Below are 15,069 nucleotides of genomic sequence, written 5' to 3'. Positions count from 1 at the left end.
TATATCGTATGCGATACATATTACCATTTAAACTTTTAATAAGCAAATTTTTTTATCTTTTCATTCTTTAATACAAAAAAGAACTGGGTCAAAAATTATATTCTGACCTAGTCCTCTATTTATTCCGTATGGATGTGTTCCATAATCCGAGCTAAAACTATTCTTTTTTATCTTTTTCTTCAAAATACTGTTGTAATCTTCTTAATTCACTTACTTGTGACTCAATAGAACCCAGCATCTCCGTTTGAATCTTCTGAATTTGCAATAAGTTAGGTTGATCTTGCTGAATCAAATGATCGATTTTTGAATGCAGAACTCTAATCTCTTCTTCTGACTTCTGATTAACCTGATAATCATTACGCGACTCCATCCGGTCATACTCAGACGAGCGATTCTGACTCATCATTATCAGTGGTGCTTGGATGGCAGCCACCATACTTAAAAATAGATTCAGCAAAATAAACGGATACGAATCGAAATGTACGCCAAACCAATGAAATATATTTAAGAGTATCCAGAAAATCATAATTCCAACAAAACTTAAAATAAATGCCCAGCTGCCACCAAAATGTGCAACTCCATCAGCTATCTTTTGTCCAAAAGTCAAAGAATGTTCTAGTTGCTCGCGTACATCTACCATTTGATAGGCATCATTTTCCATCACACGTGTTAATTTTCTAGTTAACTTATCATTTTGCCGGTAATCTTTTGCAATCATTTGATCCATTTTTTTCACACGATATTGCACTAAATGCTCACTACAGATAAATTGACTATCAGCCGCTTTAGGATAGTCTCTTCTTATCAGTGCTCTTAGAGAACCATCTAGGTCTTTTAGAAAAACTCCATCTACTAAATCATATTCCTTTTGATCTACAAGACATTTTAGTCTTTGCTCCATATTTTTCTTCATTGACAATTTCCCCTCAATTGAATTATTTTAGGCGCTTATGTTGCGAGGGTTCGTAATCATCAGCACCATTAGCTTTTGCTTCAGCACCATTTACACTACACCTATGACTATCTGACATTTCCCTCACCACACTTTCTAAAATTCTCATAATTTCATACATATTTACCATAGCTATTTCTTGCAGGAGTGTCAATCATTCAACTGAACAATATTTTTTTAATATCTTAAATAAAATAATAAATTATGCTCTAATGCTTCATTTAAAAATTAAATTGTCTGTAATAACTATAAATTACAATTAATTATTAATTTTGCTACTTGCCGTTTCTCACTCTTTTTCATATAATTTCCATGCTAGGATAATCTAATAACTTAAAAGAGGCTTAATTCTTATGAAAAGTTTTCAGAAACATCTACTAGTAGCTGGGTGTTTAATTTCGTTTTCAATACTGTTAGTTCTCCCACAATATTTTTCCGGTGGAATAATTTTAGGCCCAGATTTTCTATTTCATTACAACCGTTTTTATGACACTGCTATGCAAATAAAAAACGGTAACTTTCAATATTTCATCTCTACATACGGATTTCAACAATCTGGCCGAATTGTTAATGCTTTATACGGTCCAATTTTTGCTTATTTACAGGGAATATTATTACTATTATCAAGAACTTGGTATAACTACCAAATCTTTTCGCGCCTTGTTCTAAATATGATCGCCAGTTTCTCTATGTATTATTTAATGCGCACAGCTCGTATAAAAACTCGAGTAGCGGTTCCGATGGCTTGCTTTTATTTAACGACCTTCTCTATTCAGGATTGGACATTTCGTCAAGGATTCACAAGCTGGGGGGCTGCAATCATCCCACTTGCTTTAATCCCAGCATTCAAGTACATCACCGATCACAAGATAAATAGTATTCAACTTGCTTTGTGTGTCTCATTGCTTCTCCAGATTCATGTTCTAAGTACTATTCTTTTGGTGATAACCTACATTCCTTTTTTTACTTATGGGCTATTAAAATCATCAACGCCTAAAAAAGATATTTTTAAAATCTGCATTGCTATTTTTATCTTTTTGTTGCTGACGATGAATATATGGACTGTTTTACTCGCTATTAGTCACTCAAATAACTTAGTATTGCCATTTATAAACAAGCAAATGTATTCATACTCTGTTACAGAAATCGGATGCTATTGGCTTTTTACTTCGTTGCCGCTTATGGCAATAATAGTATTTCTTCTTTATTTATCCATAAAGAAGTGGCATAGTCATACTCCACTTGCTAAAATCTGCAGTATTAATTTTTTCATATTTTCACTTCTGTCTACCAGTATTTTCCCTTGGTATTTGATAATTAAGTACCAAATAAAGCCTCTCGAAATTTTTCAATTTCCTTTCCGCTTTTTTGTAATTGTGACGATTTTTGCTTGTGTCTTGTTTGCACACTTTCTTTCAAATCACCTATCTAGGAGTAATAATAATAAAATTTATGGTGTCCTCTCACTAGTTGTTCTTGTGGGCCTTTTTCAAACAACTACCTTCGCAAATAAAAAATATGAATACTGGATGACTAATAGTTCGCCTCTTAAAAATCTAGGTATGCTTGTTTTTAATTCTAAAAATGATAAAAAGATTCACAATTCACTTTATTCTACAGATCTTAATTCAATACTAGAACTGGTTCAGAAAAAGACACCTGATTATTTACCGAGTTATCATAACAATACCAAAAAAAATTACAAATTGTATAATCGCTATATTATTTCTGCTAATTCACACTTTATAAAAAGTGTTCACAATAATTCATTAGTTATTATTTGGTATGCAAAAAAGAGAAAGATGATTAGTGTACCTGTAATAAAATACCGTAATACAAAACTAATTTTGAATGGACATAAAATAACAGGCAAAAAGAATCAATACCACCTGACAAAGATTGGAACACCTATTGTGAGCCAAAAGAAAGGAAGAAATAAGCTAGTTATTAGTTATAACATCGGTAATTGGTTCTTGCCCGTCATGTACATTGTTATAATTACATGGTTTAGTTGCCTAACTTATATTGGATGGAAATTCTTTAGAAAATTAAAAAATAGACAATAAATTTAATAAAAAAGAATTGATAAAAATTAGCATGAGCTAACATTATCAATTCTTTTTCATTTTTAGTATCAACGGCGAACAAATTAATTTCTTATTTTAAATCCAATTACTCATTCTCATTGAGTTCACGCTTCCTAAGATACGGCAACAAGAATCCGACCCCAAATAAAACAAAGACAGTGATAAAGTTCATTATCAATTGGTAATCGAATGACTTAGTTCCAAAATCAGCATCCTGTGGAATAAAACCTAATGTGGCACACACAAACGTAAACAAGAAACACCATCCGCCAACAGTTAATGCAAGTTTACGATTCCGAATAAATATATAATCTGAATGGAATTCTTTGTCACGCCATCTAATTGCTAAGAATGCAAAAAATACCCAGCATGTTTTATATGGCGAAACTATTCCATTGATATTTAACAACCAATTATAGATAGTATTAATATTTGGCAAAGTTCCCGTCAATAATAATAAGAACAAGCTCAATCCTGTAGTCATCAGATATGAATTGACTGGTAATCCTTTTTTATTTTTCTTGGTTAACCAGCTTGGCATGAACTTATCAGCCACATCTCCTGCAAAAACACGACTCGATGCATCCAATAAAACCGCTAATTGTGCCATCATGAAAATTGCTTGTACGACTGCAAAGATATACATTAGAAGTTTGCCTAATCCCAATTCTGCGCCAAGCATTGAAAAAGCATAATATGGACCATTCATCTTGAAATCGTGTGGAATTGCATTCGCATTGAAAAAGACTGCTAATGACAATGTTCCAAAGATAGTTAAAAATGCCGTCATTAATGCCAGCAACCACATTGCCTTAGGAAATTCATGCTTAGGATCGCGCATTTGTACTATATACGGAGCTGCTAGTTCGGCACCAGACATTGCAAAAATCAGTAATCCTGTAGTCGAGAAGTATTTCAAACTAAAGTTTGGCATGAATGCTCCCAAATTAAATGGCTGTGTTGCGATATGCGTACCATGCATCAATGCATAACCCGCCAATAAAACAAACAACATTGACATAACGAACATTGCCCCGCCACCGATTAGTGACAATATTTCTAAAGAGTTTTTAATCGCATTTTCTAATAAGATAAATATTAGTATTATCGCAAAGGTCAATAAGCCAAATTCAAATGTAGACATCCTATCACCTAAGGTATTATTTCCAAGAATCATCCAACTAAATGAAACAATTACCGAATTAGAAACGTCCACTATATAGGGAACACTTTGAATCCAGTACATCCACGAAGTCCAATAGCCTAGAGTATCATTACCGCCTCGTCTTACCCAGGAAGCCAATCCCCCACTTTGATTGTTAAAAGTAAGACTCAGCTGACTGACAATTAGTTCATATGGGATTACGTAGGCAAATAATAGGAAGATCCAAGATACAACAACAGAAAGCCCTTGATTTTGGAATGGATAAAAAATGTTTTCAAAACTAATGATGGTTACGAAATCTAAAAGTGCAATTACCGGCCAACTCATATAATTCTTTTTGGACTGTAACAAATTATTAGACATGCTTATTCCTCCAAATTTAATTGTTTTATAAAGTAAAACAATTATCATTTGGTGGCTTATGCATGGTTGTAGCTATTTCTAAACACAAAAAAGGTTTCCTCACTTAATCTAAAATCGACTAACAATTAGTCACAATTAAGTATTTTAAAACAAATAGTTAAAGAAATAAAGAGGGTACTCTTTAGCAGGAACTGTAAAACATTAGTCCACTTCTTGATTGTTAGTTTCAGGTCCAAAAAAATATACAATAATTGCTGCAATGACAGCAAAGCTACTTATTACGGTAAAGATCATTGTTGTATTTGAGATACTCAGTAACCATGCAACACCAATTGGCATCCCTACAGTTATTAATTTAGAGATTCCGTTCGCAATTCCTGCGCCACGAAAACGATACTTAGTGGTAAATAACTCTGAAACATAAACGCCGACAACAGATGCCATCAACACATAAAAACAAGTCGTCAATAAGAATCCAAGTGCCATAACAATAGTTGGGTCAGTTTGCCGTGAATAAATAATTCCTAAGATTGCTGCTAAGATAAATGCTGTAACAATTGTTGGCTTCCTACCAATCCTATCAACTAATTGTGATCCTAAAAATGCACCTGCTGGGGCTCCCATCATCATCACTGTCGTGAACCCTAATGAAGAAACGATATTAATTCCTTGCTTGACCAAAAGTGTTGGTACCCAAGAAGTAAACGTATATTGGCAGACAATTGTTGCCGAAACAGCAAAAATTGCAACAAGGAGATTGCGTCCAAAATGACTATTAATTTCATCAGCAACCTCGGCGCTATTTATCTTGGAATTAATTTGAGCTTTGCCTACTCCTTCATCTTTCATCTCGTTTTCAATCTCATTAATAACACCTTGAGCCTCTTCTATTCGGCCATGTGCAATGCTCCAACGAGGTGATTCAGGTAATTTACGTCGAAAATACCATAAGATTAAAGCCGATATTCCAGAGATAATAAACATTATTCTCCATGTGAAATGGGGAATCAACAAGGTACACATCAGCATTGTAATTGGCGCTCCACAGTTAGCAATGAATGAGGTCAGTGCACACCATTTTCCACGACTCTTGACTGGTGCAAATTCATTAATCATTGCATATCCGGTAACTATTTCAGTTCCTAATCCAATACTTGCAATCAGGCGGCAGACAATCAAGAAGTACATGTTGGGTGCGAATGAACCAATCAAGGTAAAAGAACCGAAAACTATTAAGTTAAGCTGGTATGCCTTTTTTCTGCCAAAAAAGTCGCCCACTACTCCTGCAAAAACTGATCCCAAAAATAAGCCGAAGAAACCAACTGCCAAAAAAATTGAGTTAAGTTTCAGCGTTGACCAATTTGTTTCCAACAAGTAGCTGCTTACTCCACTCGCTAAGTAGACATCAATCGCATCTAGAAACATACCAGCTGAAACTAAAACAAAAATCTTATAAAAGGTTGTTGTTGGTTGTATCTGATTCATTCTTATCTTTAATTGCCTTGCTTTTTTATCATCTTGTATATTCTGTGAATTGATTGCTTCTTCCATATATACTTCCCCCTTTATTCAAACACTGGCATGTTTTTTTCGAAGTTTCTTATCTTCTCTTCTTGTTTCAGTGTTAGCTCAATGTCATCTATTCCATCAATAAACTTCTGTTTCCAAGTTGCATCAATCTCAAATGAATACACGTTATCTCGGCAAATCACTTTTTGCTGTGGCAGATCAACCGTAATCTCGTCATCAGGTGCCAATTGTGCCAAAGTATTTCTAACACTCTGCGGCAAAATAATTGGTAATATTCCATTCTTTGTACAATTCATAAAGAAGATATCGCTGTAACCACCAGCTATTATGATTTTGAAACCCCAATCTTTTAGAGCCCATGCAGCATGTTCACGTGAGGAGCCACAACCAAAGTTGTCACCACTGATTAGAATAGTTGCATTTTTACGTTCTTCTTTATTTAAAATAAAGTCTGGATTGGGTGTCCCATCATCTAGAAAGCGCCAGTCATGAAAGAGATGTTGACCATAGCCCACTTTTAAAATGTTCTTCAAGAACTGTTTTGGGATAATTTGATCTGTATCAATGTTGTTGTTCATCAAAGGGATAGTTGTTCCCTTATGTATTGTAATTGCTTCCATATTAGATTGCCTCCTCTTGGCGAATATCAATAAAATGTCCATGAATTGCTGCAGCTGCGACCATTGCTGGACTTGCAAGATGTGTCCTTGCATCTTTTCCTTGCCTACCTTCAAAGTTACGATTAGTTGTTGAAGCACAGTGAATTCCCGCCGGAATTTTATCTGGATTCATTGCTAAACATGCTGAACACCCTGGTTCGCGCCACTCACATCCTGCATCCTTAAAAATCTGATCAAGCCCCAACTTTTCAGCTTCATTTTTTACCGTCCTTGATCCAGGAACAATCCACGCAGTTACATTTTTAGCAATGTGATGTCCCTTCATGACTCGTGCAGCTTCTTGAATATCGGCTAAGCGACCATTTGTACATGATCCGATAAAAATCCACTGAATTGGAATATCAGTTGCCTTAATTGATGGTTTTAAGTCCATATAATCATATGCTCGTTGAACATTCATATCTGTAATCTTCGGCAAAGTTGCATTCACTGGAACTGCCATTGAAGGATTAGTTCCCCACGAAACATAGGGTGCCAATGTGCTAACATCAAATTCAATTACAGTATCGTAGTCGGCAACATCGTCCGTGTAGAATTGTTTCCAGTACTCAATAGCTTTATCCATATTTTTAGGTGCATATTTGCGGCCTTTCAGATAATCAAAAGTTGTTTGATCTGGACGCATCATCCCCATCTTTGCTCCACCTTCAATTGCCATGTTGCAGATAGTCATCCGATTTTCCATCGATAATTGCTTTACCGTTTCACCAAAGAACTCAACTGCATATCCAGTCCCGAAATCGACACCATTTTGCGCAATCAAAGCCATGATAATATCCTTTGCAGCAACACCTTCTTGCAATTTGCCATACAAATGAATTCCCATCGTTTTAGGTTTGAGCTGCCAAATCGTTTGTGTAGCTAGAACATGTTCAACTTCAGAGGTTCCTATTCCAAATGCAATTGAGCCAAATGCCCCATGTGTTGCAGTATGCGAATCTCCACAAACTACGATTTCTCCAGGTTGTGTTAGTCCAAGTTGTGGCCCAATCACATGAACAATTCCTTGATCTTCATTCCCCATATCTGCCAATCTAAGTCCAAATTCCTTACAATTTGCTCGAAGTGTCTCAATTTGCTTGCGTGAAATCTGATCTTTAATATTGAAAATATCTTTTGTTGGTACATTGTGATCCATCGTTGCAAACGTTCGATCTGGACGTCTTACCGTCCGCTTGTTCGTTCTCAAGCCCTCAAAAGCCTGCGGCGATGTAACTTCGTGAACAAGGTGCAAATCCACATAGATTAATTGTGGTTCGCCTTCTTCTCCACTAACCACATGTTTTTCCCAAAGCTTATCAAATAATGTTTTTCCCATTTTATTCATCCTCTCAAATTTTCAATTATTTGTTCTATGACTTCCTTAGTCGTTGCCTTTCCTCCAAGATCTGGTGTTACAATACCTGTTTCAATGGTTTGTTCAACTGCCCTTGCAATTCTATCGGCTATCTCATACTCAGCAAATGACTCGCGCAGCATCATTTCGATACTTTGAATCATTGAGATTGGATCGGCAATTCCTTTACCAGCAATATCTGGTGCCGAACCATGAATTGGTTCATACAAACTCGGTCCATTAACTCCAGTACTCATAGAAGGAATTGTTCCAAGCGACCCTGTTAAAACAGATGCCTCATCACTCAAAATATCTCCAAATAAGTTTGCCGTGATAACTACATCAAAGGAACTTGGCTGTGTAATAATTTTCATTGCAGCAGCATCAACATAACAGTAATCCACTTCAACTTGCGGATATTCATTACTCATTTTTTGTGCTACTTCGCGCCACAATTTTGAGGTAGCTAGAACATTTGCCTTATCTACAACAGTTACATGTTTCTTACGATGCATACTCATTTCAAAACCTATGTGCATAATTCTTTCAATCTCTTCCACTGTGTAACTTGAAGTATCGATTGCTTCATGTTCATCTTTTTTTCTAGGAGTTCCAAAATATATCCCACTTGTCAGTTCTCGAACAATTACAAAATCAGTATTTTGAATTACCTCCTCTTTGATTGGAGACTTTCTAGCCAAGATTGGATTGATCTTAGTTGGACGGATATTTGCAAACAATCCAAGTTCATTTCTGATTGTCAATAATCCAGCTTCTGGCCTGACACTTGCTTTGTCCCACTTAGGACCGCCAATCGCACTCAATAAGATTGCATCAGAACTCTTACATCCTTCGATTGTACTTTGTGGTAACGGCTCACCACATTTATCAATCGCCTCTCCACCAAAATTATATTTATGTATTTGATATTCAAAATCTGTCCCCTGCCTTGCGGCTTCCAATACCTCAAGTCCTGCACTCATTATCTCTGGCCCAATATAATCACCTTGTAAAACCGCAATTTTTTTTGTTTTCATTCACTTTATTCCTCTCAATTATTTTTAATTAATTTACTCGGACAAAAAAGGCGCCTCATTCAAATTAGAATGAGACGCCTTCCTCTCGAGCCCCATTCCTACAACGGTAAATAGGACTCGACTAATAATGTCAGAGTCCTGGGTCATAGTAGTAGGGCAAATTCAATTGTGAAACTATTACACATACTATTACTCATGATTAGAACTCCTTCCGTTTAATTTAAGAATAATTTAACGCCATTTACATTGCTTGTCAATGATAAATTGAAATAAATCTTAATAATAATAAAAAAATTCTCAATTTATAAAATTTAAAATTATGCTTAAGCGATTATTTCACAATAACACTTTCTCCTTCATTTATAATTCAATTCCCAAAAAATGGGCAACTTGCTCAACATCTTTATCTCCACGTCCAGAAATATTAATAATCACAATTTGATCTTTCCTCATTTTGGGAACAATTTTCACAGCTTCAGCAACTGCATGAGAACTCTCCAATGCTGGGATTATTCCTTCAGTCTTGGATAACAGAATAAATGCATCAATTGCATCCTGATCGGTGATTGCATCATATTGTGCACGTTTCGTATCCTTAAGATAGGCGTGCTCTGGTCCGACTCCAGGATAATCAAGTCCTGCAGAAATTGAGTATGCTGGTAACACATTTCCCTTTCCATCTTGCAGAACATACGTTTTCATCCCGTCCGAAATACCAACCGTTCCGTTTGTCATCGTAGCTGCATTGTCCGGTGTATCGACACCCTTCCCAGCCGCTTCAGCACCAAACAACTTAACTTCAGGATCATTAATAAATTCCGCGAATGCTCCAATGGCGTTAGAACCGCCGCCAACGCAAGCAATTATTGCATCTGGCAACCGACCTTCTTTCTCCAGTATCTGTTTACGGGCTTCTTTACTGATAACACTTTGAAAGTCTTTGACAATTGCTGGATAAGGATACGGTCCGACAGCTGAACCCAATACGTAGAAAGTATCATCTAAATGCTGTGCATAATGGCCAAAAGCAGCATCAACTGCATTTTTCAAGGTACCGTTACCTTCCTCGACCGAATGAACCTTGGCTCCTAATAAATTAATTCTAAAAACATTCAGTCTCTGCCTGCGAACATCCTCCGCTCCCATAAATATCTCACAATCCATGCCAAATTTTGCTGCCGCTGCCGCAGTTGCTACACCATGTTGTCCCGCACCCGTTTCGGCTATAACCTTTGTCTTGCCCATTCGTTTTGCAAGAAGTATCTGTCCTAGCACATTATTTAATTTATGAGCTCCTAAGTGATTCAAGTCTTCTCGTTTTAAATATACTTTTGCCCCACCCAATTTATCGGTTAGTGACTCAGCAAAATAAAGCGGTGTTTCACGCCCAGAGTAGTCTTTTAAATAATATGCCAATTCCGCTCTAAACTTTTCATCATCCTTATATTTCAGATAAGCATCTTCAAGTTGTTTCAGTGCTTTTGCAACATCATCAGGTACATATTGTCCACCAAAAATTCCATAATAACCATTGTTTGTCATAATAAAAACTCCTTTTTATTTTTATAAAAAGAGAGTCCTGTCCAAATAAAAAAACTGACAGTACATAACTATGCACCATCAGTCCTTAAACAACTGTATTCGGCATAGACTCTCTCAAAACTACAAAGTAATTAAGCAAGTCTATGTCCATTAAAAACACTCAACTTGCTCTAGCTACGCCAAAGTTGCCATTTTTGAATGTTTAAACTCATAATACAGTCATCCTTTCTATCATTAATTGTTAATTATTATCACTTTATTCTAATCAAAAGTCAAGTTCTTTATCGTTTTAAAAATAGGCTTGCTTTAGCCGTTACATTTGTAAAATGTAAAGTAAGTCTCTACAAATCTGCAATCATTAAAATCATAATATCCTAAGCATTCTTCACTAGGTGCCTCACAGCCTCAATTTTTTTCTCCCTCACAATGTCATAACTGATTCGTTAAATAAATAATTGTGCACAACACAGTTCTAAATAATGTAATTTTACACCTTTTTATTTACGATTAATTTGTTACAATTATTTTTAATTACATGTATGTGATATAATTGGCATATAATATCGAAAGATAGGGGAAAGTTAAATGAAAATTAGATTAAAGCTTTTTTTTGCGTTATTTTTTGCGTCACTAGGACTGTTTGCATGGCAAGCTCCTACAGTGCACGCTGAAACCACTTATACAATTGGTACAGATGTTACCTTCCCACCATTTGTTTATGCAAATTCCAATAATAAATATGTGGGAATTGATATGGAATTAATCCGCTCTATTGCTAAAGAGGAAGGCTTTAAAGTCGATATAAAACCACTTGGTTTCAATGCCGCCGTTCAGTCTCTCAGCTCCGGACAAATTGATGGTGTGATCGCTGGAATGACGATTACCGATGAACGCAAACAAACTCTTGATTTCTCAACACCTTACTATGAATCTGGAATTGTCATGGCAGTTGCCCCTAGTAGTAAAATTACAAGTCTCAAAGGGCTAAAAGGTAAAACTGTTGCTGTCAAGACTGGTACACAAGGTGCCGCATACGCCAACTCAATTAAGGATAAATATGGGTTCAAAGTCGTTACATTTGATGATTCTGATAATGTCTATAATGATGTTAAAACAGGTAATTCTGCAGCATGTTTTGATGACAGTGCCGTTCTTAACTATGGCGTTAAAACAGGTTTAGGATTAAAGGTCGTCACAAAACCTGCAGATGTTGGTCAATACGGTTTTGCTGTTAAAAAAGGCCAAAACCAAAAATTACTAAAGATGTTCAACGCTGGGTTGGCTAAGCTAAAGAAAAATGGCAAATATGATCAAATTATCAAGAAGTATACTGGTAAAACGGCCACAAGCAAGACAACTAAATCAAACTCTGAAGACAGAACATTCTTAGGACTTTTGCGTCAAAACCAAAAAGCCATCTTAAATGGGATTTTGGAAACTCTTAAGTTAACGATTGTTTCTATCATTTGTGCAACAATCTTTGGTATTCTTGTCGGATTACTTGGAGTTTTACCAAATAAATTTGCACGGGGTGCTTCTACCACAATTATCTACATTTTCAGAGGCTTGCCTCTTCTTGTTTTAGCTTTATTCATTTATAATGGTATACCAAGCTTGACTGGTACCAAAATTCCAGCCTTTGTAGCTGGTATTATAACCTTGACATTAAACGAAGGTGCTTATACTGCCGCATTTGTTAAAGGTGGAATCGATGCCGTCGACAGTGGCCAAATGGAAGCTGCAAGAAGTCTGGGCTTGCCTTTTGGTAAAGCAATGCGCAAAGTTATCCTGCCTCAAGGTATCAAAATAATGGTTCCTTCATTCATCAATCAATTTATCATCACTTTGAAGGATACTTCAATTCTATCAATTATCGGAATTCTAGAATTGACTCAGACAGGTAAGATTATTATTGCTCGTAACCTTGAAGGATTCAAAGTCTGGGCAATCATTGCAGTAATCTATCTCTTAATTATCACATTGCTAACATTACTATCTAAGTGGGTTGAACGGAGGATTAATGACTAATGGCAAATTTAAAAGTAGATGTATCAGATCTAAATAAAAGTTTTGGTGATAATCATGTTCTAAAAGGTATTGACTTCAAGGTTGCTAATAATGAAGTTGTTGTGCTAATTGGACCATCAGGTTCAGGTAAAAGTACACTTTTACGTTGTCTGAACAGGCTTGAGGCCCCTACTTCTGGAGAAGTATCAATTGACGGAAGGGATATTAGTAATATCAAGACCAATATTGATCAGGCACGTGAAAATATCGGAATGGTTTTCCAGCATTTTAATCTCTTTAACAATTTGACAGTTGGCCAAAATATTGAACTGGCTCCCGTTGAATTAGGCAAACTTTCAAAAGAAGATGCTGCTGCGCAAGCTAAAAAATTACTCGCAACTGTTGGTCTGGAAGATAAATATGATGCTAAACCGCAGTCTCTCTCTGGTGGACAAAAACAGCGTGTTGCGATTGCACGGGCACTTGCAATGAATCCCGATATTATGTTATTCGATGAACCAACATCAGCTCTTGATCCTGAGATGGTCGGCGATGTTTTAGAAGTAATGAAGAAACTGGCTAAGGAAGGGATGACAATGGTCGTTGTTACCCATGAAATGGGCTTTGCAAAAGAAATGGCCGATCGTGTTGTCTTTATGGCCGACGGTGTAGTCGTAGAAGAAGGAAAGCCTGAAGATGTCTTCGATCATCCACAAAATGAACGAACAAAGGCATTCTTGGATAAAGTTATTAACGTCTAAAAAATAGTATCAGCATAGCATTTAGCATGAGTACTTCAAATATAAAATACATTTATTTGTAATAACTACCAGAGGGTTGGGTCAAAAGGTAAATTTTGACCTAGCCCTTTATTTATTTCGGATAAACGTGATACATACATCAAAATTCTCTGTTTCACTTTGAATTACTTATAGCAAAGAACATGCGATATTCGTAATTTCGCGTTAATAATCAAATTTTACCGACTTGTGTCACACATTTTTTCTCTAAAAATTCATGTTTTATTTGAAAAACAAGCAAATATCATTTCAAAAAAAGTCTCATGTTTCCTCTAGAATATATATGTAACTCATGTTTCACATATATTTATTTAGAAAAGAGGTTTATTTTGGCTAATACTACTACTGCAAAAAAACGTCAGCATTTGTATGAAATTGATTTTATGCGTATTTTTTTTACGCTAGGGGTCTTATTTAACCATACCGTTAATCAATTCACTTCAGCAATGACAGACGGTGATGCCTACTACACTGTACGCAGTGTCCGTGTCATGTTTCACTATACCAGAATGGGTTTTATTTTTATTAGTGGTGTCGTTTTAACTTTGACATACTTTAAAAAACATGACTGGTCAAAATTCCTTAAAAAAAGATTTGGTGGTAGTATCTGGCCTTATCTATCATGGAATGCTCTCTTAATGATTCTAATGATACTGGTTGGTAATCCGAACTATTCACTTAACTCATTTGGCAGTAAATACTTTACAATTGTTATGCATGGCAGCAGTTTTTACCTTTATTACATGTTGCTCGTGATGCAATTATATCTGTTATTTCCCGTAATAGTCTATATTTTCCAGCGTTTTACAAATTTTCACTCGCTGATTCTATCAATCAGTTTTATCATCCAATTATTGACAGACTTTTGGGTTAAGTTCGGTATGAGCCAAACTGATACTAGTTCATGGCCCTACTGGTTCAAGGCAGTCAGCATCAACATTTTTGCATATCAATTCTATATATTCTTTGGAGTTTATACTTGGCTGTATCATAAGAAGGTTTACGCATTTCTTGACAAACATATTAAAAAACTAGTCACACTCGCCATATTGATGGCATTTGGCATGATTATCTATTACCGTGTCTGGAATCAGCAATACTTGAAGCTGGATAGTGATCACGCCTTGTCCCTTCATCAACCCTATATCGTATGTTACGATATTGTAATGCTTAGCCTAATCTTTTGGATTGGGAAAAAGTACGCAGAACGACAAGCTCGTGGTTTACCCAATTGGCTACAATCATTAATGGATCGAGCTGTCAAAGTCAGTTTTGGTATGTACTTAAATCAGACGATTGGTCTCTTAATCGTAAGTACAATTTTGCATACACTTTCATTGCCCAACTGGTTATTAGTTGTGCTCATCCCTGTCGGCTGGCTCGTTGTTGTTCTCATTTCATTTACACTTGCATGGACTTGCTATAAGGTTCCTCCATTTGGATTCCTAATAGGACGTCCAAATTGGCATCCGTTTAAGAATCGCAATCTACCTTCCATCAAGAACATTTTGATTTCTAAAGAATAAAATAAAAACGAATAAAAAAAGGGCTGTGCTAGAAAACCTAATTG

At 35.9% G+C, this 15,069-nt stretch carries 11 protein-coding genes; 4 read left to right on the top strand and 7 right to left on the bottom strand.

All coding sequences use genetic code 11. The features are described 5' to 3' along the window. Window positions 1-157: 157 nt before the first annotated feature. Window positions 158-913, bottom strand: coding sequence for a DUF1003 domain-containing protein (locus GSM_RS09735; protein ID WP_003691561.1), 756 nt, complete (start codon window positions 911-913; stop codon window positions 158-160). A 392-nt stretch (window positions 914-1,305) separates the two neighbouring features. On the opposite strand from GSM_RS09735, the gene GSM_RS09725 reads away from it, so the two are divergent. Next, window positions 1,306-3,018, top strand: a complete 1,713-nt coding sequence (locus GSM_RS09725) for a putative glycosyltransferase family protein (protein WP_003691562.1) — start codon at window positions 1,306-1,308, stop codon at window positions 3,016-3,018. Window positions 3,019-3,124: 106 nt separating this feature from the next. Here the strand turns inward: GSM_RS09725 and GSM_RS09720 are convergent, their stop codons facing one another. From GSM_RS09720 to trpB, 6 genes are all read right to left on the bottom strand, one after another. Beyond that, entirely contained in the window at window positions 3,125-4,567 is a 1,443-nt protein-coding gene (locus GSM_RS09720; RefSeq protein ID WP_003691564.1) for an APC family permease, read from the bottom strand. A 201-nt stretch (window positions 4,568-4,768) separates the two neighbouring features. After that, window positions 4,769-6,118 carry an MFS transporter gene (locus GSM_RS09715; protein WP_003691566.1) on the bottom strand — a complete coding sequence of 450 codons (1,350 nt, stop codon included), beginning with the start codon at window positions 6,116-6,118 and terminating at the stop codon, window positions 4,769-4,771. 14 nt (window positions 6,119-6,132) lie between these two features. Then, window positions 6,133-6,717 (bottom strand): 3-isopropylmalate dehydratase small subunit, encoded by a 585-nt coding sequence (gene leuD, locus GSM_RS09710; protein ID WP_003691568.1) that lies wholly within the window; start codon window positions 6,715-6,717, stop codon window positions 6,133-6,135. 1 nt (window position 6,718) lies between these two features. Beyond that, entirely contained in the window at window positions 6,719-8,095 is a 1,377-nt protein-coding gene (leuC, locus tag GSM_RS09705; RefSeq protein ID WP_003691569.1) for a 3-isopropylmalate dehydratase large subunit, read from the bottom strand. Between the two features lie 5 nt (window positions 8,096-8,100). After that, window positions 8,101-9,150, bottom strand: a complete 1,050-nt coding sequence (leuB, locus tag GSM_RS09700) for a 3-isopropylmalate dehydrogenase (RefSeq protein ID WP_003691570.1) — start codon at window positions 9,148-9,150, stop codon at window positions 8,101-8,103. A gap of 360 nt (window positions 9,151-9,510) precedes the next feature. After that, window positions 9,511-10,692, bottom strand: a complete 1,182-nt coding sequence (trpB, locus tag GSM_RS09695) for a tryptophan synthase subunit beta (protein ID WP_010078182.1) — start codon at window positions 10,690-10,692, stop codon at window positions 9,511-9,513. Between the two features lie 585 nt (window positions 10,693-11,277). Between trpB and GSM_RS09690 the strand changes: the two genes are divergently transcribed. From GSM_RS09690 to GSM_RS09680, 3 genes are all read left to right on the top strand, one after another. After that, window positions 11,278-12,720, top strand: coding sequence for an amino acid ABC transporter substrate-binding protein/permease (locus GSM_RS09690; RefSeq protein ID WP_003691465.1), 1,443 nt, complete (start codon window positions 11,278-11,280; stop codon window positions 12,718-12,720). Next, window positions 12,720-13,460, top strand: a complete 741-nt coding sequence (locus tag GSM_RS09685; protein WP_003691466.1) for an amino acid ABC transporter ATP-binding protein — start codon at window positions 12,720-12,722, stop codon at window positions 13,458-13,460. Before GSM_RS09690 ends, GSM_RS09685 begins: the two co-directional genes overlap by 1 nt. A 368-nt stretch (window positions 13,461-13,828) precedes the next feature. Further along, a complete protein-coding gene (locus GSM_RS09680) occupies window positions 13,829-15,025 on the top strand; it encodes an acyltransferase family protein (RefSeq protein ID WP_003691467.1) in 1,197 nt (398 codons plus the stop codon). Window positions 15,026-15,069: the final 44 nt, after the last annotated feature.

This window comes from Liquorilactobacillus mali KCTC 3596 = DSM 20444 (assembly GCF_000260415.1).
GTDB classification, from domain to species: Bacteria; Bacillota; Bacilli; order Lactobacillales; family Lactobacillaceae; genus Liquorilactobacillus; species Liquorilactobacillus mali.
This window is presented reverse-complemented; position numbering and strand designations above follow the sequence as displayed.